13 protein-coding genes are annotated in these 19,561 nt (G+C 72.0%); 10 read left to right on the top strand and 3 right to left on the bottom strand.

What is annotated here, in order from left to right; genetic code table 11:
• Positions 1-28 precede the first annotated feature (28 nt).
• The 6 genes from purH to B7W94_RS12565 all read left to right on the top strand — a co-directional run bounded on the left by purH (position 29) and on the right by B7W94_RS12565 (position 8,757).
• Entirely contained in the window at positions 29-1,636 is a 1,608-nt protein-coding gene (purH, locus tag B7W94_RS12590; RefSeq protein WP_085606841.1) for a bifunctional phosphoribosylaminoimidazolecarboxamide formyltransferase/IMP cyclohydrolase, read from the top strand.
• Positions 1,637-1,780: 144 nt separating this feature from the next.
• The gene (locus tag B7W94_RS12585) at positions 1,781-3,289 is read left to right on the top strand and encodes a DNA-3-methyladenine glycosylase 2 family protein (RefSeq protein WP_085606839.1); all 1,509 of its coding nucleotides are present in this window, start codon (positions 1,781-1,783) and stop codon (positions 3,287-3,289) included.
• Positions 3,286-3,783: a methylated-DNA--[protein]-cysteine S-methyltransferase gene (locus B7W94_RS12580; protein ID WP_085606837.1), complete on the top strand. Its 498-nt coding sequence runs from the start codon at positions 3,286-3,288 to the stop codon at positions 3,781-3,783. Before B7W94_RS12585 ends, B7W94_RS12580 begins: the two co-directional genes overlap by 4 nt.
• Before the next feature lie 306 nt (positions 3,784-4,089).
• On the top strand, positions 4,090-6,036 hold the full coding sequence (locus B7W94_RS12575; RefSeq protein WP_085606835.1) for an ABC transporter ATP-binding protein: 1,947 nt from the start codon (positions 4,090-4,092) through the stop codon (positions 6,034-6,036).
• Positions 6,033-7,844 (top strand): ABC transporter ATP-binding protein, encoded by a 1,812-nt coding sequence (locus tag B7W94_RS12570; RefSeq protein WP_060923216.1) that lies wholly within the window; start codon positions 6,033-6,035, stop codon positions 7,842-7,844. Before B7W94_RS12575 ends, B7W94_RS12570 begins: the two co-directional genes overlap by 4 nt.
• Positions 7,845-7,935: 91 nt before the next feature.
• The gene (locus tag B7W94_RS12565; protein ID WP_062635944.1) at positions 7,936-8,757 is read left to right on the top strand and encodes a hypothetical protein; all 822 of its coding nucleotides are present in this window, start codon (positions 7,936-7,938) and stop codon (positions 8,755-8,757) included.
• A gap of 85 nt (positions 8,758-8,842) precedes the next feature.
• Here B7W94_RS12565 and B7W94_RS12560 read toward each other — a convergent pair whose 3' ends face one another.
• A complete protein-coding gene (locus B7W94_RS12560; protein WP_025103788.1) occupies positions 8,843-9,301 on the bottom strand; it encodes a GNAT family N-acetyltransferase in 459 nt (152 codons plus the stop codon).
• Positions 9,302-9,454: 153 nt separating this feature from the next.
• Between B7W94_RS12560 and B7W94_RS12555 the strand changes: the two genes are divergently transcribed.
• Positions 9,455-11,674: an NADP-dependent isocitrate dehydrogenase gene (locus B7W94_RS12555; protein WP_085606833.1), complete on the top strand. Its 2,220-nt coding sequence runs from the start codon at positions 9,455-9,457 to the stop codon at positions 11,672-11,674.
• An 85-nt stretch (positions 11,675-11,759) separates the two neighbouring features.
• Here B7W94_RS12555 and B7W94_RS12550 read toward each other — a convergent pair whose 3' ends face one another.
• The gene (locus B7W94_RS12550) at positions 11,760-13,244 is read right to left on the bottom strand and encodes a L,D-transpeptidase family protein (protein WP_253247439.1); all 1,485 of its coding nucleotides are present in this window, start codon (positions 13,242-13,244) and stop codon (positions 11,760-11,762) included.
• Positions 13,245-13,359: 115 nt separating this feature from the next.
• Positions 13,360-13,764 (bottom strand): RidA family protein, encoded by a 405-nt coding sequence (locus B7W94_RS12545; RefSeq protein ID WP_025103791.1) that lies wholly within the window; start codon positions 13,762-13,764, stop codon positions 13,360-13,362.
• Positions 13,765-13,789: 25 nt separating this feature from the next.
• Here B7W94_RS12545 and B7W94_RS12540 point away from each other — a divergent pair, with 25 nt between their 5' ends.
• From B7W94_RS12540 to B7W94_RS12530, 3 genes are all read left to right on the top strand, one after another.
• Positions 13,790-15,007 carry an alanine racemase gene (locus B7W94_RS12540; protein WP_085606831.1) on the top strand — a complete coding sequence of 406 codons (1,218 nt, stop codon included), beginning with the start codon at positions 13,790-13,792 and terminating at the stop codon, positions 15,005-15,007.
• Complete coding sequence (locus B7W94_RS12535) at positions 14,998-18,267, top strand: family 20 glycosylhydrolase (protein WP_085606829.1); 3,270 nt, start codon at positions 14,998-15,000, stop codon at positions 18,265-18,267. Before B7W94_RS12540 ends, B7W94_RS12535 begins: the two co-directional genes overlap by 10 nt.
• A gap of 79 nt (positions 18,268-18,346) precedes the next feature.
• Positions 18,347-19,534, top strand: coding sequence for an ROK family transcriptional regulator (locus B7W94_RS12530; protein WP_025103794.1), 1,188 nt, complete (start codon positions 18,347-18,349; stop codon positions 19,532-19,534).
• The last annotated feature ends 27 nt before the right edge of the window (positions 19,535-19,561 follow it).

The raw sequence follows: 19,561 nt of genomic DNA, 5'->3' as shown, positions 1-19,561 counted from the left end.
CCGACGCCCCCGCACGAAGGAGCCCATCATGGCCGGCCCCCGCCACGACCCCACGCTCTACCGCGATCGCGACACCGTGCCGATCCGGCGCGCTCTCGTCTCGGTCAGCGACAAGACCGACCTGCTCGTGCTCGCCGCCGCGCTCGCCGAGGCGGGCGTCGAGATCGTCTCGACCGGGTCGACGGCGTCCACCATCCGCGACGCCGGCTTCGAGGTGACCGACGTGGCCGCGGTCACGGGCGTCGCCGAGATGCTCGACGGCCGGGTCAAGACGCTGCACCCGAAGGTGCACGGAGGCCTGCTCGCCGACCTGCGCCTGGAGGACCACGAGCGGCAGCTCGCCGACCTCGACATCGCGCCGTTCGAGCTCGTCGTCGTCAACCTCTACCCGTTCGTGGAGACCGTGGCCTCCGGCGCCGAGGGTGACGACGTGGTGGAGCAGATCGACATCGGCGGCCCCGCCATGGTGCGGGCGGCGGCGAAGAACCACGCCAACGTCGCGATCGTCGTGTCGCCGCAGTCCTACCCGGCGATCATCGCGGCCGTGGCGCAGGGCGGCACCTCGCTCGCCCAGCGGCGGGAGCTCGCGGCGCGGGCCTTCGCGCACACTGCGGCCTACGACACGGCCGTCGCGCAGTGGTTCGCCGAGGGCACCCTCAACGACCCGGGCGACCTCCCGGCGCACCTGACGATCCAGGCCGAGCGCCTCGCCACGCTCCGCTACGGCGAGAACTCCCACCAGCGCGGCGCCATCTACACCCGCGCGGGCGGCCACGGCATCGCCCAGGCCACGCAGCTGCAGGGCAAGGAGATGTCGTACAACAACTACGTCGACGCGGACGCCGCCCTGCGCGCCGCCTACGACATGGTCAAGCCGGCGGTGGCGATCATCAAGCACGCGAACCCCTGCGGGATCGCCACGACCGCGCCGAACGCCCTCGACCCGATCGCGAGCGCGCACCTCCGCGCCCACGAGTGCGACCCCGTGTCGGCGTACGGCGGCGTGATCGCCGCGAACGGCACCGTGACGCTGAAGATGGCCGAGAACCTCAAGGACATCTTCACCGAGGTCATCGTCGCGCCGTCGTTCGAGCCCGCCGCCCTCGAGATGTTCAAGGCGAAGAAGAACCTGCGTCTGCTGCAGCTCCCCGAGGACTGGCAGCAGGAGCGCATGGACGTGCGCCTCGTGTCCGGCGGCCTCCTGCTCCAGGACGCGGACCGCTTCCCGGACGACATCGTCTCGGTCGCCAAGAACTGGGAGCTCGTGTCGGGGGAGCGTCCGAGCGACGAGGAGATGGAGAACCTGATCTTCGCGTGGAAGGCCTGCCGGGCCGTGAAGTCGAACGCGATCGTGCTGGCAAAGGACAACGCGACGGTCGGCGTCGGCATGGGCCAGGTCAACCGCGTCGACTCGTGCCGCCTCGCGGTGGAGCGTGCGGGAGATCGTGCCGCCGGATCCGTCGCCTCCTCCGACGCGTTCTTCCCGTTCGCGGACGGTGCCCAGGTGCTCATCGACGCGGGTGTCACGGCGATCGTGCAGCCCGGCGGCTCCGTGCGGGACGAGGAGGTCGTCGATGCCGCGCGCAAGGCCGGCGTCACGATGTTCTTCACGGGGGAGCGTCACTTCTTCCACTGATCGAGCCCCCGGTCTTCCGCCGAGGCCCCGGCGTGCGCACGTCTGCACGCCGGGGCCTCGCCGCGTAGGCGGGGTCTCGGGGAAGGAACCGCGATGTCCGATTTCCGCCAGCCGGAGCCGTGCGGGGGTGAGAGAGTGGAGGACATGAGCCCCTCCTTCGACGAGCGCTACCGGGCGATCAGCGCTCGGGACACCCGCTTCGACGGGCAGTTCGTCACCGCCGTGCGCTCGACGGGGATCTACTGCCGGCCCAGCTGCCCGGCCCGCACGCCGAAGCCGCAGAACGTCACGTTCTATCCGACGAGTGCCGCGGCGCACGAGGCCGGCTACCGTGCGTGCAAGCGGTGCCTGCCGGAGGCCGCCCCCGGGTCGCCCGCGTGGGACGTCCGCGGAGACACGGCCGCGCGGGCCATGCGCCTGATCGCGTCCGGCGTGGTCGAGCGCGAGGGTGTGCCAGGACTCGCGTCGCGACTCGGCTACTCGAGCCGTCATCTCACGCGGCTGCTGACGACCGAGCTCGGCGCCGGACCGCTCGCACTCGCGCGAGCGCACCGCGCCCACACGGCCCGCATGCTCCTCGTGGGCACCGACATGCCCATCGCGGACGTCGCCTTCGCCGCCGGTTTCCACAGCGTCCGTCAGGGCAACGACACGATCCGCGAGGTGTTCGGTCTCACGCCGGGGGAGCTGCGCGCCCGCCGCCGCACACCCTCCGCGGCCGTACCCGGCACGATCGACCTCGTCCTGCCGTACCGGGGCCCCCTGGATGCGGCCGGGGTCTTCGCGTGGATGGCCGCGCGAGCCGTGACGGGCGTCGAGGAGGCCACGGCGACGTCGTTCTCCCGTCATCTCCGGATGTCGGGCGGCCCCGCGTGGTTCGAGGTGCGTCAGGAGGAGACGGAGCGGCTGCATCTCCGGGCCCGCGTCGCGCAGCTCGGCGACCTCGCGCCGCTGGTGGCCACGGCACGCCGCATCTTCGACCTCGACGCCGACCCGCTCGCGGTCGACGAGGCCCTGGCCGCGCACCCGCCCCTCGCCCCCCTCGTGGCGCGGACCCCCGGCATCCGCGTGCCCGGGGCTGCCGATCCGCACGAGATGCTCATCCGCGCGATGATCGGGCAGCAGATCACGGTCGTCGCCGCCCGCACCGCGCTCACCGCCCTCACCGACGCGTTGGGGGAGCGGACCCCCGACGGCCTGCTGTTCCCGACGATGTCGGCCATCGCGGAGCACGGGGCGGAGGTGCTGCGCGGCCCCGCCGCCCGGATCCGCGCCGTGACGGGAGCCGCCGCGGCCCTGGCGGACGGGAGCCTGACCCTCACCGTGGGCGATGACGGCCCGACGCAGCGCGCCGCCCTCCTCGCGATGCCGGGGATCGGACCCTGGACCGCCGATTACGTGCGGATGCGGGTGCTCGGCGATCCGGACGTGCTGCTCCCCGGCGACGTGGCTCTCCGTGCCGGTGCCGCGGCCTCCGGGCTGCCCGCCGACCCGAAGACCCTCACCGCCTGGGCGGAGCGCACCGCACCATGGCGGAGCTACCTCAGCGCGCATCTGTGGCGTGCCGCCCCGATCCGTCCCGCCGGACCGCGGCGCAAATCCGCCGTCCGGCCCGCCCGCGACATCGCATCCGACACCGAGGAGACCTCATGACCGCTCTCATCCAGACCCTCGACACCCCCGATGGTCCCTTCACGATCCTCGCCGACGAGCGCCAGCGGGTGCTCGTGTCCGGGTGGACCGACGACGTCGAGGCGATCCTCGGACGTCTTCCCGCCCGCGTCCGCCCCGACGCCGTGCGCGACGCGGAGACGGAGGCGGCCGGCGCGGTCGGCGCGTACTACGCGGGTGACGTCGCGGCGATCGACGGGGTCGCCGTCGCGCAGACGGGCACCGCCCTCCAGCTCGCCGGCTGGGCGGCGCTCCGCGGCATCGCGCCGGGGGAGCCCCTGACCTACACCGGCTTCGCGGCCCGGCTCGGCAACCCGCAGGCGGTGCGGGCCGCGGCGTCGATCTGCGCCCGCAACGCCCCGGCGCTGTTCGTGCCCTGCCATCGGGTGCTCCGCACGGACAGCTCCCTCGGCGGCTTCGCGTGGGGGCTCCCGGTGAAGGAGAGCCTTCTGGCGCGGGAGCGCGCCGCCCGCTGACCTTCCGATCCGAGGAGCCCGCCCCGCACGGAGCGGGCTCTTCGGCGTACCGGGAATTCCCCTTGCGCTCAGCTGGTTCACAGGAATAGGCTGATGGGCTGTCGCGCCAACCGGACGACCTCGCCGAGCCCTTGAGGAGGACACCATGACCACGATCGCCACCGCGCGGATCGCCACCCTCGGCTCGACCCCGGCGCGCCCGCTCTCCTAGAGCCTCCGCCCCTCTTCTGCACCGGATGCCGGGCTCCGTGAGCCCGCTCTCGCATCCGTTCCCCGCTCTTCTCCCCTTCGACTCCTCTGAGAGACATGTCTTCCTCGTCTTCCGCGCAGAACCCGTCCCCCTCGTCCTCCCTCTCCACGCCCGCCGCGCTGTGGCGGCTCAAGCCGTTCGTGAAGCCCGTCATCTGGCGCCTCGCCGGCGGTGCCGCCAGCGCGCTCGCGGCCGCGCTCATCGCCCTGATGATCCCCATCGTGCTCGAGCAGATCATCGGCGGGCCGGTGCAGTCCGGAGCGCTCGACGCGATCATCTGGGGAGCGCTCGCCGTGTTCGCCCTCGGCCTCGGCGAGGCGCTCATGGTGTGGCTCCGCCGGCAGTTCGTGCTCTTCCCCGCCACGCAGGTGGAGTACCGCATGCGCACCGAGCTCTACGCGCGCCTGCAGACGCTTCCCGTCGCGTTCCACGACCGGTGGCAGTCCGGGCAGCTGCTGAGCCGCATGATGCAGGACATCGGCCTCATCCGCCGGTGGCTCGCCTTCGGCCTCGTCCTCCTCGTCGTGAACGTGCTGACGATCCTCATCGGCTCGGTGCTGCTGTTCCGCTGGCACTGGCTGCTGGGCACGATCTTCCTCGTGACGGCGGTCCCGCTGTGGATCCGCGGCTACCTCTTCGAGAAGCGCTACGGCGCGCTCACCCGCCGCAGCCAGGACCAGGCGGGCGATCTCGCCACCAGCGTCGAGGAGAGCGTGCACGGCATCCGCGTGCTCAAGGCGTTCGGCCGCGGCACGCACGCCCTCCGCCGCTTCAGCCGTCAGGCCGAGACGCTGCGCGAGACCGAGATGAGCAAGGCCGGGGCCATCGCCTCGATCTGGTTCTGGCTCGACCTCATGCCGCAGATCGCCTTCGGCCTCAGCCTCATGTCGGGCATCTGGCTCATCTCGCAGGACGCGATCACGTCGGCGGAGCTCTTCGCCTTCTTCGCGATGGCCGTCGTGCTGCGCTGGCCGATCGAGTCGATCGGCTTCCTGTTCTCGTTCATGCTCGACGCGCGCACGGCGACGGACCGCGTCTTCGACATCTTCTCGGAGACGAACACCATCACCGATCCGGAGAACCCGGTGCACATCGAGAACCCGCGCGGCGAGCTCGCGTTCGAGAACGCGCACTTCCGGTACCAGGACGCGGCCGCCGACGAGCGCGACCTGCTCGACGGTATCGACCTCGTGCTGCGGCCGGGGGAGACCATGGCGCTCGTGGGGCTCACCGGCAGCGGCAAGACGACGCTGACGACGCTGCCGACACGGCTGTACGACGTGACGGGAGGCCGGGTCACGCTCGACGGCGTCGACGTGCGCGACCTGACGCTCGCCGAGCTCCGGGAGCACATCGCGATGGCGTTCGAGGACGCGACGCTCTTCTCGGCGTCGGTCCGTGAGAACGTCCTGCTCGGGCGCGCCGACCTCGACGTGCACAGCCCCGAAGCCGAGCGCGTCCTGCGCGAGGCGCTCGACGTGGCGCAGGCCGCCTTCGTCGACACACTCCCCGAGGGTGTCGAGACGGTGATCGGCGAGGAGGGGCTGAGCCTGTCCGGCGGACAGCGCCAGCGGCTCGCCCTGGCCCGCGCCGTGGCCGCCAACCCCCGGGTCCTCGTCCTCGACGATCCGCTGTCGGCGCTGGACGTCGACACCGAGGCGCTCGTCGAGGAGGCGCTGCGGCACGTGCTCGCCGACACCACCGCGATGATCGTCGCGCATCGTCCGTCCACCGTGGCCCTCGCCGACCGCGTGGCGCTGCTCGAGGACGGCCGGATCACCGCCGTCGGCACGCACGCCGAGCTGCTGAGGACGAGCCGGCACTACCGGCACGTCATCTCCAGTCTGGAAGCCGAGGAGGCCGCCCGCACCGGGGCCATCCCGATCATCCGCGACGAGCAGGCCGAGATCCACGAGACCGTGCAGGACGGCATCCGCGAGGAGGCCGATGACGAGGCGCCGGGAGGCGCCCCCCGATTCGCAGGAGAGGAGGTGCAGCGATGAGCTCCCTCACCGGAACCCAGGACGAGGACCGCTCCCGCCTCACCACGGAGGAGAGCAGGGCGATCCGCCGCCGCTCGCTGCGGCTGCTCGGCTCGCTCGTGCGTCCGCTCAAGCCGCAGATCGTGCTCGCCGCGACCGTGCTCGTCATCTCGACGGCGCTGCAGGTGGCGGGGCCGATCCTCATCAGCATCGGCCTCGACCGGGCGCTCCCCGCGGTGCTCGACGACGCCGACTGGATGCCGACGTTCGTCGTCGGCGGGATCTACCTGCTCGCGGGTGCTCTCGCCGCTGTGCTCATCGCCTGGTACGTCATCATCGCGGCGAAGCTGACCCAGGCCGTCCTGCTGGACCTGCGCAAGCGAATCTTCCTGCACACCCAGCGCCTGAGCCTGGAGTTCCACGAGTCGTACACCTCGGGGCGGATCATCTCGCGCCAGACGAGCGACCTGGACTCCATCAAGGAGCTCCTCGACGGCGGCCTGAACGAGCTCGTCTCCGGCGTGCTCTTCGGTGTCTTCACCTTCATCGCGCTGTGCGTGTGGGACTGGCAGTCCGGTCTCATCCTCGCGATCGGCGGCGTGCCGCTGTTCTTCCTCATGCGCTGGTTCTACTCGCGCTCGCAGCTCGTGTACCGCGAGTCCCGGGTGATCAGCGCGAAGGTGATCGTCCAGTTCGTGGAGACCATGACGGGCATCCGCGCGGTCAAAGCCTTCCGGAAGGAGCCGCGCAACGACGAGGCCTTCCAGGGCGTGGCCGGCGAGTACCGGGACGTGAACCGTCGCTCGATGCTGCTGTTCGGCACGTTCGAGCCGGGCCTCATGGGCGTCGCGGCGCTCGTGCTCGGGGTCGTCGTGCTGTGGGGCGGCATCCGGGTCTCGGAGGGAGCGCTCACGGTCGGCGTGCTGCTGTCCGCCGTGCTCTATGTGCGCAACTTCTTCGCTCCGATGCAGGAGATCGCGATGTTCCTCAACTCCTACCAGTCCGCCACCGCGGCGCTGGAGAAGGTGTCGGGCGTCCTGGAGGAGGTCCCGACGGTGCCGGACCCCGAGAAGCCGGTCGACCTCTGGGAGTCCCGCGGGCACATCCGCTTCGACGAGGTCACGTTCGCGTACAACGAGGACAAGACGATCCTGCCGAACTTCTCGCTCGACATCCCGGCCGGGCAGACCATCGCGCTGGTCGGGACGACGGGGGCGGGCAAGTCCACGCTGGCCAAGCTCATCTCGCGGTTCTACGACCCGTCCGCGGGGACGGTGACGCTCGACGGCGTCGATCTGCGGTCGCTGCACCCGAAGGATCTCCGCCGCGCGATCGTCATGGTCACGCAGGAGGCGTACCTGTTCAGCGGGACCGTGGCCGACAACATCGCGCTCGGGCGCCCGGACGCGACGCTGGACGAGATCCGCGAGGCGGCACGGGCGGTGGGCGCCGACGCGTTCATCTCGGCGCTGCCGGACGGGTACGACACCGACGTGAACAAGCGCGGTGGTCGTGTCTCGGCGGGGCAGCGCCAGCTCATCTCGTTCGCCCGCGCCTTCCTCGCCGACCCGGCGGTGCTGATCCTCGACGAGGCGACGGCCTCGCTGGACATCCCGTCCGAGCGGCTGATCCAGGATGCGCTGCAGACGCTGCTGGCCGACCGGACGGCGATCATCATCGCGCACCGGCTGTCGACGGTGGCGATCGCGGACCGTGTGCTCGTGATGGAGCACGGCCGGATCATCGAGGACGACACCCCGGCCGCCCTGATCGGCGGCACCGGGAAGTTCGCCCAGCTGCACGCGGCCTGGCAGGAGACGCTCGTCTGACGTCGTGACGCGACTGAGGCCCCGGCATCCGCACGGATGCCGGGGCCGCTGCGTCCGGGCGCGGGCGCGCCGCGGTCGGTAGCATCGAAGGATGGACCCCTTCCTCCTCGTCGCGGAGTGGTGGTGGCTCGCGCCGACCGCCGCCGCCGGGGTGACCGCGGGCGCGATCGGGGTGCGTCGTCGGAATACCCGCAGCGGCCGCCGACTGGAGTACGACGCCGCGCGGCACGACCTCCGTGAGGCCCAGCAGCGCGCGGTGGTCCGACGGACGGCGCTGAAGGTGGCACGAGCCGACCTCGCGAGGGTCTCCGCCGAGCGGGCCGCGCAGCGCGCGAGCGCTGAGCAGGTGGCCGGCGCCCGGCGCATGCTCAAGGAGCGTGAACGCGATGCCAGGGCGGCGGCGGCCGACGTCCGCGCCCGACGCGTCAGGGTGAATGCCGCCCGGGCCGCGATCCCCGCCGGCTCCGCCCCGCGGCCGCTGGAGCGGCTGTACGCGGAGCACGAGGCAGTGACGGCGCGGTGGATGCGGTACGAGACCGACCCCGCGCTGCAGATCACCTACCCCGAGATGACGGACGTGAAGCGCCCGGAGACGGCCGCCTACCTCCGGGCCGCCGGCGCGGCGGTCGAGGCGCGTCGGCAGACGACGGGCCGCGTGACCGCCGCCGAGTACGCGGCCTACCGCGACGCCGTCGCCGAGCTGGAGCGGGCGTTCGAGGCCGCCGAGCACGCCGCGAAGGTGCAGACGGGGGAGGCGCCGCCGACTCCGGCCTGGCAGGACGCCGCGCAGGACATGCTGCACCGGTCTGCGGAGGCCATCGACCGGGCGGCCGGAGCTGCCGCGTCTGCGCTCGCCGCGTGGAACAGCCGTCGGGGGAAGGGCACGCCTCCGGGCGACAGTGGTCAGCGCTGAGAGGGATCGAGCTCGCGCCGCCCGGTGGAATCCGAGGGCGACGGAGTCTCGATGGGGGAGGGGATTCGAGACCCCGCCGCCGGTCTCAGGAGGGGACCCGGATCTCGGCGATGACCTCGCCGTAGGCCGTCTCGCCGACGGGGGTGAAGCCGACGCGCCGGAAGAACGCCTCCGGGCCGTCCTCGCCGGCTTCGTAGATGACGTTGACGTGGTCGACGCCGCGGTTGCGTGCTTCGTCGATGAGACTCTCCACGGCGAAGCGGCCGACGCCGCGACCCTGGTCGTCCGCGTCGACGTTGATGCGCCACAGCACGGAGCGGAAGTGCTCCTCCGGGGCCTCGTCGTCGAAGTTGGCGCTCACGAAGCCCACGACCTCGTTGCGGTCCAGGATCACCCGCTGCCAGGAGGTCTGCGGGTTGATGACGGTGGCCGCGATGCCGTACGAGACGGGGGCGAGGAACTGCTCCTGTCCGGGCTTGAGCGACAGGTTGTTCACGGCGACGATCGTCGCGGCGGAGAGTTCGACCATGCGCAGTTCGGACATGTCCCCAGGCTAGCCCCTCCGGTCACCGCATTCATCACTCGGGAGGACTTTTCACGGACCGGGCGCCTCCCTCGGGGCCGCCGCTTCGGGGCCGACCCCGCTCAGGTATCTTGGTATCGAGACAAATAGACCTCGTGAACGGAGAACCTCCCGGTGACCGACGACGCCATCATCTACACCTACACCGACGAGGCACCGGCACTGGCCACCGCCTCGTTCCTGCCGATCGTCCAGGCCTACACGGGCCAGGCGGGCATCGAGTTCGAGACGCGGGACATCTCTCTGGCCGGCCGCATCCTCGCCGCCTTCCCGCAGAAGCTCGCCCCCGAGCAGCAGGTCGGCGACGCGCTGGCGGAGCTGGGCGGCCTCGCCACCCTCCCCGAGGCCAACATCATCAAGCTGCCGAACATCTCGGCGTCGATCCCGCAGCTCAAGGCGGCCATCGCGGAGCTGCAACAGCAGGGGTACGACATCCCCGACTTCCCGGACGAGCCCTCGTCGCTGGAGGAGAAGGACATCCGCGCCCGCTACGACCGCATCAAGGGCTCCGCCGTGAACCCGGTGCTGCGCGAGGGCAACAGCGACCGCCGGGCCCCGCTGGCGGTGAAGAACTACGCCAAGAAGCACCCGCACCGCAACAAGCCGTTCGCGGAGGGCTCCAAGACCCGCGTCGCCACCCTGGGCCACGACGACTTCAAGCACAACGAGCGCTCGTGGGTCGCCGCTCGCGACGACGTCCTCTCCTTCCGCCACACCGCGAAGGACGGCACCGTCACGGTCCTCAAGGAGGGGCTCAAGGTCCTCCCGCGCGAGATCATCGACGCGACGTTCCTGTCCGCGAAGGAGCTGGACGCGTTCCTCGCCGACACCCTCGCGGAGGCCAAGGCCGACGACGTGCTCTACTCGGTGCACCTCAAGGCCACGATGATGAAGGTCAGCGACCCGATCATCTTCGGTCACGTCGTGAAGGCGTTCTTCAAGGACGTCTTCGACCAGTACGGCACCCAGCTCGCCGAGGCCGGGCTCAGCGCGAACGACGGCCTCGGCTCGATCCTCGCCGGCCTGGCCACCGTCGCGGGTGGCGAGGAGATCGCCGCGGCGTTCGACAAGGCCATCGCCGAAGGGCCGCGCCTGTCGTACGTGAACTCCGACAAGGGGATCACGAACCTGCACGTGCCGAGCGATGTCATCGTCGACGCGTCCATGCCCGCCCTCGTCCGCAACGGCGGGAAGCTCTGGGGCAAGGACGGCGAGGAGGCCGACACGATCGCGGTCATCCCCGACTCCTCCTACGCGAGCGTCTACCAGGCCGTGATCGACGATGTGATCGCGAACGGCCCGCTCGACCCCGCCACCATCGGCACCGTGCCGAACGTGGGTCTCATGGCGCAGGCGGCCGAGGAGTACGGCAGCCACGACAAGACGTTCGAGATCGCGGCGGACGGCATCGTCCAGGTGCTCGACAGCGAGGGCACCGTCCTCATCGAGCACGAGGTCGGCAAGGGCGACATCTGGCGTGCGACGCAGACCAAGCACATCCCGGTCATGGACTGGGTCAAGCTCGCGGTCGGCCGCGCCCGCGCGACGGGTGCCCCGGCGGTGTTCTGGCTCGACGCGAACCGCTCGCACGACGCGCAGATCATCGCGAAGGTGCACCAGGGTCTCGCCACGCTCGACACCAAGGGCCTGACGATCACGATCCTCGCGCCGGAGGAGGCGACGCGGTACACGCTCGCCCGCATGCGTCACGGTCTGGACACCATCTCGGTGACCGGCAACGTGCTGCGCGACTACCTCACCGACCTGTTCCCGATCCTCGAGGTCGGCACGAGCGCCAAGATGCTCTCCATCGTGCCGCTGCTCGCCGGCGGCGGACTGTTCGAGACGGGCGCCGGCGGCTCGGCTCCGAAGCACGTGCAGCAGCTGGTCGAGGAGAACTACCTGCGCTGGGACTCGCTGGGCGAGTTCTTCGCGCTGGCCGCCTCCCTCGAGCACTTCGCCGACCGCACGGGCAACGAGAAGGCCCGCGTGCTCGCGGAGACGCTCGACGCCGCGACCGGCACCTTCCTCGAGGAGGACCGCTCGCCCGGCCGCGCTCTCGGCACGATCGATAACCGCGGAAGCCACTTCTACCTCGGCCTGTACTGGGCGCAGGAGCTGGCGAAGCAGACGAAGGACCCGGAGCTCGCCGCCGCCTTCGCGCCCATCGCCGAGAAGCTCGCCGCGAACGAGGAGACGATCGTCTCCGAGCTGAACGCGGTGCAGGGCTCCCCGGTGGAGATCGGCGGCTACTACCGTCCGGACGAGAAGCTCGTCGAGGCGGTCATGCGCCCGTCCACGACGCTCAACGAGATCGTCGACGCCCTCCGCTGAGACGGCGAGAAGGGGGCGGATGCTGCGGCATCCGCCCCCTTCTGCTGTCGTCCCCAGCCGGGTTCGCCCGGTGCAGGGCTCCGGATCAGTTGTAGACGGAGACCTCGAGGCCCACGGGGGACCAGTCGTAGACGTACTTGGCGAGGTCGATCGGCAGGTTCACGCAGCCGTGGCTCATCCGGTTGCCGAAGTTGTTGTGCCAGTAGGTGCCGTGGAAGCCGATGTTCGGGGCGAACCACGTGATCCAGGGCACGTCCTCGGTGCAGTACGGCGCGCCCTCGTAGCAGCCCATGTCCTGGATGGCGGTGTGCGCGAACACCTTGAAGTTGCCCGTCGGCGTGGGCGTACCGGGAAGACCGGTCGACACCGCCCAGGACTGCACGACCTTGTCGTTCTCGAACAGGTAGGCGCGCTGCGTGCTGAGGTTGATCTCGGCGCGGCGGAACAGGTTCGTCGTCTCGAAGGGGGTCTCCGTCACGGAGAGGGCGAAGACGCCGTCTCCCGCGGCGAGTTGCGTCGCGAAGTCGTCGGCGATGTCCGCGGTGTCGCCGAGGGCGCGGCCGGTGGTGCCCTCCTTCTCGGCGCGCAGCACGTTCCCCGCGGAGTCAACGATGTTGATCGCGTCGACGGGGGCGCGGTCCACCGCGGCGGGCAGCGTGTCGACCGTGGCCTGGATCGCCTCGGGGTCGGCCTCGATGCGGAGCTGGCCGTCGTCGACCACGGTCAGCCAGGAAGCCGCGACCTCGGGGGAGACCGGGACGGTCCGCTCCTCGCCGACGTAGAAGCCGATGGTCGAGAGCATTGTGTTGAGCGTGGTCGCGGTCGCCGTGGCGTCGTCGTCGGACACGGCGGGCGCGGCCTCGGCCGGACCACCGGGGTACTCGAACGTCGTGCGGCCGTCGCCCACGGCCTCGACGAAGGCCGCGTTCAGTGCGGTCACGTCGATGCCCGTTCCTGGCGTGGACGGCGTGACGGTGTAGGTGCCCTTCGCGGCGTCGAAGACCACTCCGGCGTCGACCGGGTCGACGAAGCTGCCGGGGACGGCGCTGCGGAGCGCTGCGGCAGCGGTCTCCTGGTCGAGCACGATGTCGGCCGGCACGGGGTCGCCCATCCACGCGCCGAGGTTCCACATCGGGTGTGCGGCGAACGCGGCATCGGCGAGCGCGGTGGCATCGGCGGTCGCGCCCAGGTCGGCGCCCGTGAGCACGGCGTCGTCGCCCTCGCCCGTGAGGGTCACCTCGGTCTGCGCGAGGCGGGAGCTGATCGCATCGGCGGCGGCCCCGGGGGTCATCCAGCCGACCGGGATGCCCGCGACGGTGGTGCCGGGGGCGATGAGGATCATCGAGGCGGCGCCGGCGCCGAGCGCGACCACGCCGAGGCCGAGACCGATCCACAGGCCGAGGCGGCGCTTCTTCGGGGCGGGCTCGACGGGAGCCCAGGCGAGGGGCTGCTCGCCGGTCTGCGGCGGGGCCGTGTCGGTCGCCGCCTCCGGCGTCAGGACGCTCGTCGGTGTCGCATCGTCGGGCTGTGCCCCCGTCGCAGTGCCCGGCGTGGAAATCAGATCGGTCACGAACTACACCCCCCGCAGTCTCGACGTGTCCTGTCGTCCATGGTACGGGATGGCTGGTAACGGGGAGGCAACGGTCCTGATAAGGTGCCTCCCCGTTCGCCGGGGGTGTCGGGGGTCAGTCGACGACGGCGAGTCCGTCGATCTCGACGAGCATCTCCTCGCGGGGAAGGCCGGTGAAGACGGTGGTGCGCGAGGGCAGCACGCCACTGGTCGTGTGGGCCTCGACGAACGCGCCGTAGGCCTCGTTCATGATCGGGAAGTCCTCCCGCTTGGTGAGGTACACGCGCAGCATCACGACATCGTCGAACGTGGCGCCGGAGGCCTCCACGATGGCCTTGACGTTCTCGAGCGTGCGGGTGGTCTGCGCCGCGACGTCGCCCGGGTACAGGTACTCGTTGGTCTGCGGGTCGACGGGGCCCTGGCCGGAGACCTGGACGATCGGGCCCTTGCGGACGCCCTGCGAGAAGGTGTGCGCGGGAGCGGGGGCGGCGTCGGTGGAAACTCGTGTCTTCGCGGTCATGCCGCCAGCCTAGTAGCCTTGTTAGATGCCTCTACAAATTCCGGATCCCGTCCTCGGCGCCTGGGCGAAGGGGTTCCCGGCGCACGCCGCGGGGCTGCGTCTGTCGGAGGTCGGCGCGGCCGGTCTGCACCTGTCGGACCTCGGCACCCCGGTGCTCACGGTGCACGCCGACGCGATCGCGCACAACGAGGACACGGTGTTCGGCTGGGCCGCGCGCGAGGGCGTCCGCCTCGCCCCCCACGGCAAGACCACCATGGCGCCCGCGCTCTGGCAGCGGCTGCTCGACGCGGGAGCCTGGGGGATCTCGGTCGCCACACCCTGGCAGGCCCGCGTCGCCGTCGACGCCGGTGTGCCCACGGTGCTCATCGCCAACGGGGTGACGGACGGCGCCGCGGCCCGGGAGCTCGGAGCGATGCTCGCGGCCGACGAGGGCCTGCGGATCCTCTGCGGCGCGGATTCCCTCGCCGGTGTCGCGATCCTCGCCGACGCCCTCGCCGGCGCCCCCCGACCGCTGGACGTGCTCGTGGAGCTCGGCGGCGCGCAGGGCAGGACGGGCGCGCGCACGGTGGCGGAGGGTGAGCGCATCGCCGCGGCGATCGCGGCCGCCCCTGGTCTCCGCCTGGCCGGGGTGACGGGCTACGAGGGGCCCTTCGGTCCCGATCGCTCCGCGGCCTCGGTCGCCGCGGTGGACGGCTTCCTGGCCACGCTCGTCGAGCTGCACAACCGTCTCGACTACCCCGACGGCGTCCGCCCCGTGCTCAGCGCGGGGGGCAGCTCCTTCCCCGATCGCGCCGCCGCGGTCCTCGGCGCTGCGGGAGGGGACGCCGAGGTCGTGCTGCGCTCCGGTGCGTTCCAGATCCACGACGACGGCTTCTACTCCCGCATGTCGCCGTTCGGTCCGCTGACGGACACCGCTCCACTCCGGTCCGCGATGCACGCGTGGTCGCGAGTGGTCTCCCAGCCCGAACCCGGCCTCGCCCTGCTCGACGCCGGGCGGCGGGACGTGCCGTTCGACATCGACCTCCCGGTGCCGCAGTCGGTCGCCGGCGCCGTGACCGCCCTGAACGACCAGCATGCCTTCCTCCGGCCCGCCGAGGGGGCGACCGTCGCGGTCGGCGAGGTCGTGCGGCTGGGTCTCTCGCATCCGTGCACCGCGTTCGACAAGTGGCGCGTCGTCGCCGTGATCGACGACCCCGACGCCGAGGACCCCCGGGTGATCGACGCGGTGGCGACATGCTTCTGAGCGCCGAGAAGGCCGCGGCCGGCCTGGTGCGCGTCTATCGTCGGGCGACCGTCGTCGACGGTACCGGTGCTCCGCGCGTCGTCGCGGACGTTGCGGTGGAGGGGGCCAGGGTCGTCGCCGTCGTCCGCGACGGCGACGGGACGACGCTCGAGCTGCCGGACGGCGCGGTCGAGGTCGAGGCGTCCGGCCTCGTCCTGGCGCCCGGTTTCATCGACATGCACGCGCACAGCGATCTCGCGGTGCTCCAGGGGGCCGCGCACGACGCCAAGATCCGTCAGGGGGTCACGACCGAGGTGCTCGGGCAGGACGGCCTGGGCTACGCGCCGCTGGACGAGGCGACAGCCGCCGTCATCCCCGCGCAGATCGCAGGCTGGAACGGGCGGCCGTCAGTGGTCCCGTGGCGGTCGATGGACGACCTCCTGCGGGCGATCGACGCTGCCGCGGTGGCCAACGCCGCGGTGCTGGTGCCGCAGGGCAACCTCCGGATGATGGTGGTCGGACACGACGACCGCCGTGCGACCCCTGCCGAGATCGCGGCCATGGCCGACCTGCTCGGGCAGGCCCTCGGCGCGGGGGCCTTCGGCATGTCCAGCGGCCTGACCTACACCCCGGGGATGTACGCCGACACCGCGGAGCTCGAAGCCCTCTGCCGGGTGGTGGCGGAGCGCGGCGGCTACTGGGCGCCGCACACCCGCAGCTACGGGCGGGCGGCGCTGGACGCGTACCGCGAGGCCATCGAGATCGGCCGCCGCACCGGGTGCCCGGTCCATCTCACCCACGCGACCATGAACTTCGCCCCGAACCGCGGTCGCGCCGCCGAGCTGCTGGCGCTCGTCGACGCGGCGACGGCCGACGGCGTCGACGTGACCCTGGACACCTACCCGTATCTCCCGGGGGCGACGACTCTCGCCGCGCTCCTGCCCAGCCGGCTGGCGGCGACCGGCGACCTGCTCCGCGTCCTGGCAGCCCTCGACGCCGAGGGGCGCGAGGCGGTCCGCGTCGAGCTGGAGGAGATCGGCTGCGACGGGTTCCACGGCGAGGCCGCGGACTGGTCGGCGATCCAGATCTCCGGGACCGCCCATCCCGATCTGGCCGGGCTCGTCGGCCGGACGATCGCCGACATCGCGGCGGAGACGGGGCAGCGCGCCGTCGATGTCGTGATCGAGACGATCCTCGCCGATGCCGGTGCCACGGGTGTGCTCATGCACATCGGCGACGAGGACAACGTCCGCGCCATCATGCGGCACCCGCGGCACTCCGGCGGCAGCGACGGCATCCTCATCGGCGCGCGCCCGCACCCGCGCGGCCGTGGCACGTTCCCCCGTTACCTCGGGCACTACGTCAGGGAGCTGGGCGTGCTGAGCCTCGAGGAAGCGGTGCGTCATCTCTCCGGCAACCCGGCCGCCCGCCTCGGCCTCGACCGCGGCGACGCACCGCGCGGCGTGATCCGCGAGGGCGCCACCGCCGACCTGGTGCTCTTCGACCCGGAGACGATCGCAGCCGGAGCCACCTTCGACGACCCGCACGGCGCGCCGCAGGGCGTGCATGAGGTGCTCGTCGGCGGTGTGCCGGTCGTCATCGACGGCGACCCCACGGGCGCCGTCGCCGGCCGTGCGCTGCGGATGCCTCCGTCCGCGCCGCGGGCGACGGTGCCGCACATCCCCGCAGAGATCGACTCCCTGGCTCCTGGCTTCCGGTGGACGCCCTCGACCCCGATCCTCGGCGCGCCGGAGCTGGCGGCCGCGGTCGCACGGCTCGGCGGCGGGGGAGCGGACGACACCCTGCCCGCGATCCGCCTCGTGATCGACGAGGAGCTGGGCGCCGCGGCCTCCGCCGCGGGGCGCCACGGTGCCGAGGCCTTCCGGGTGACCGTGACGGCCTCCGGGATCGAGATCGCGGGGGCGACGCCGGAGGGGGTCTTTCGCGGCGCGACCACGCTCCGGCAGCTCCGCGACCCGGATCACGACCCCGCCCTCCCCGCGATCATCCCGGCCGGGCGCTGGGAGGGCGCTCCCGCCTCCGCCTGGCGCGGTGCGATGCTCGACGTGGCGCGGCACTTCCGCCCTGCGGAGGACGTGCGTCGCCTCATCGACCTGCTCGCCGACCACCACCTCAGCATCCTGCATCTGCACCTGACGGACGATCAGGGCTGGCGCTTCGAGGTGCCCGGCTACCCGCGCCTGACCGAGGTCGGCGCGCGGCGCGAGGCCACCCAACGCGGTCACGGACCGGAGGCCACGGTCGAGCCCGGCGTGCACGAGGGCTTCTACACCTCCGCCGAGCTGCGCGATCTCGTGCGCTACGCGGAGGAGCGCTTCGTGACGCTCGTGCCAGAGGTCGAGCTGCCGGGACACATCCAGGCCGCGCTCGCCGCCTATCCGGAGCTCGGCAACTGCGACGTCGGGACGCCGCCCACCGGGCCGTGGGAGCGCTTCGGCGTGAATGCCCGCACCCTCGCGCCGACTCCGGAGGCGCTGGCCTTCGGCCGTGCCGCCATCGACGCGCTGTGCGACGTGTTCCCGTCCGCGTGGATCGGGATCGGCGGGGACGAGGTCCCGGTGACCGAGTGGGCGGAGAGCGCGGCCGCCGCCGCGCGCATGCAGGAGCTGGGGCTGGCCACGGCGCACGACGTGCAGCCGTGGTTCACGGCGCAGTTCGTCGACCACGTCCGCCGCCGCGGTCGGACCGCGCTGGCCTGGGACGAGGTGCTGGAGGGCGACGTGCCCGACGGCGTCCGCATCCTCGCCTGGCGCGGACCGGTCGCGATGCGCGAGGCGCTGCGCCGGGGGATCCCGGACGTGGGGTGTCCGGATCTGGAGGTCTACCTCGACTACCCGCAGTCGGAATCGACCGAGGAGCCCATCCGCGTCGGTCCGCCGCTGACCATCGAGCGCGCGTACTCCTTCCAGGTCGTCGAGGGGGCGGTCGGCGGGCAGGCGAACGTGTGGACGGAGCACCTGCCGAGCAGGGACCGGGTCGACTTCGCGATGTTCCCGCGTCTCGCCGCGATCGCGGAGCGGCTCTGGGACGGGGGAGAGCCCGCCCCGTTCGCCGACTTCGCGCGGCGGCTGCCCACGCACCTGCGGCGCCTCGCCGCGGCGGGGGTGCGGTATCGTCCGCTGGACGGTCCGTCGCCCGAGCAGCGGCGCCCGGGGGTCCCCGGCAAGCCCATGACCGTGGAGACGCGGGAGGCGATCGTCGCCGGCCTCGTCGAGCGCCTCCTCCGCCGGGCCGCTGACGAGGATCCGCGGTCGGCGTGATGTCACGTTTCGGTAACCCTGCCCGCGGAATCGCGCGGAACAGTTGCACAATTCCTGTTCGTAAGGTCTACTAACAAACATGTCCGTTTCGGATGATCAGCGCCCCGCGGCGACGACAGACTTCGTCGCCGCGAACGCGCACGCCTTCGGCCCCGCGCGGCATCTCCGTTCGCGCACCAAGGTGCTCCCCGAGCACGCGCGCGGTCATAACCGCGCCCTCGTGCTGCAGACGCTCTATCACTCGGGGGCGATGAGCCGCGCCGACCTCTCCCGAGAGACCGGCCTCACGCGCGTCACGATCTCCGACCTCGTCGCGGAGTTCATCGCCGACGGCATCGTCGTCGAGATCGGCGTCCGCGAGGCGGTGGGCCCCGGAAAGCCGCCGATCCTCATCGACATCGACCGCGTGGGGCATCAGATCATCGGACTCGACCTGTCCGGTCCGACCGCCTTCGAGGGGGCCGTGCTCAGCCTCGACGGCGACGTGCTGGAGCGGCGTCAGGTGCCGCGTCCCGCGACGCCCGACGGCGATGCCGCGTACGACGCCCTCCGCGGCCTCGCGCAGACCCTCGTCGAGATCGCCACGCAGCCGGTGCTCGGCGTCGGCATCGGCACCCCGGGTGTCGTGCGTCCGGACGGCCTCGTCCTCAGCTCGCCCAACCTCGGCTGGACCGACTTCCCGTTGGAGGCGAAGCTCAGCGCCGAGCTCGACCTCCCCGTGCTGGCGCGCAACGACGCCAACGCCGCGGTGCTCGCGGAGTACACGTTCGGCGAGGCGGAAGCCGACTTCATGCTGATCAAGATCGGCCGCGGCGTGGGTGCCGGGCTCATCACCGGCAGCCAGCCGCTCCTCGGCAGCCGTTTCGCGGCGGGGGAGATCGGTCACGTCGTCGTCGGCACGGACGGCGGCCCCCGCTGCGCGTGCGGCAAGATCGGCTGCCTGGAGGCGTGGCTGAGCGTGAGCCGCATGCAGGAGGCGATCGACGCCGACCCGGCCGCGCGCGAGGAGATCCTCCGCGACTCCGGGACCCGCATGGCGATCGCGATCGCCCCGATCGTCGCCGCCCTCGACCTGTCCGAGGTCGTGCTCTCCGGACCCGCCGAGCTGCTGGACGGCACGCTCATCGACGCGGCCGTCGAGACGCTCCACGCCCGCACGCTCGAGGGCGTCTTCGAGGACGTCATGGTGCGGCTCACCCGCCAGGACGACATCGTGCTCCGGGGCGCCGCGGTGATGGTGCTCTCCGGGCAGCTGGGGGTGTCGTGATCTTCGCGACCATGACCGGGAACGGCA

Origin of the sequence: Microbacterium sp. LEMMJ01, assembly GCF_002114135.1 — a bacterium.
GTDB lineage: Bacteria > Actinomycetota > Actinomycetes > Actinomycetales > Microbacteriaceae > Microbacterium.
Note: the sequence above shows the minus strand (reverse complement) of the source record. Positions and strands in the feature narration are given on the sequence as shown.

What these genes read in the sequence shown, in the direction of transcription:
- purH (WP_085606841.1), top strand. Translation starts at nt 29, where the DNA reads ATGGCCGGCCCCCGCCACGACCCCACGCTCTACCGCGATCGCGACACC.
- B7W94_RS12585 (WP_085606839.1), top strand. Translation starts at nt 1,781, where the DNA reads ATGAGCCCCTCCTTCGACGAGCGCTACCGGGCGATCAGCGCTCGGGAC.
- B7W94_RS12580 (WP_085606837.1), top strand. Translation starts at nt 3,286, where the DNA reads ATGACCGCTCTCATCCAGACCCTCGACACCCCCGATGGTCCCTTCACG.
- B7W94_RS12575 (WP_085606835.1), top strand. Translation starts at nt 4,090, where the DNA reads ATGTCTTCCTCGTCTTCCGCGCAGAACCCGTCCCCCTCGTCCTCCCTC.
- B7W94_RS12570 (WP_060923216.1), top strand. Translation starts at nt 6,033, where the DNA reads ATGAGCTCCCTCACCGGAACCCAGGACGAGGACCGCTCCCGCCTCACC.
- B7W94_RS12565 (WP_062635944.1), top strand. Translation starts at nt 7,936, where the DNA reads ATGGACCCCTTCCTCCTCGTCGCGGAGTGGTGGTGGCTCGCGCCGACC.
- B7W94_RS12560 (WP_025103788.1), bottom strand. Translation starts at nt 9,301, where the DNA reads ATGTCCGAACTGCGCATGGTCGAACTCTCCGCCGCGACGATCGTCGCC.
- B7W94_RS12545 (WP_025103791.1), bottom strand. Translation starts at nt 13,764, where the DNA reads ATGACCGCGAAGACACGAGTTTCCACCGACGCCGCCCCCGCTCCCGCG.
- B7W94_RS12540 (WP_085606831.1), top strand. Translation starts at nt 13,790, where the DNA reads ATGCCTCTACAAATTCCGGATCCCGTCCTCGGCGCCTGGGCGAAGGGG.
- B7W94_RS12535 (WP_085606829.1), top strand. Translation starts at nt 14,998, where the DNA reads ATGCTTCTGAGCGCCGAGAAGGCCGCGGCCGGCCTGGTGCGCGTCTAT.
- B7W94_RS12530 (WP_025103794.1), top strand. Translation starts at nt 18,347, where the DNA reads ATGTCCGTTTCGGATGATCAGCGCCCCGCGGCGACGACAGACTTCGTC.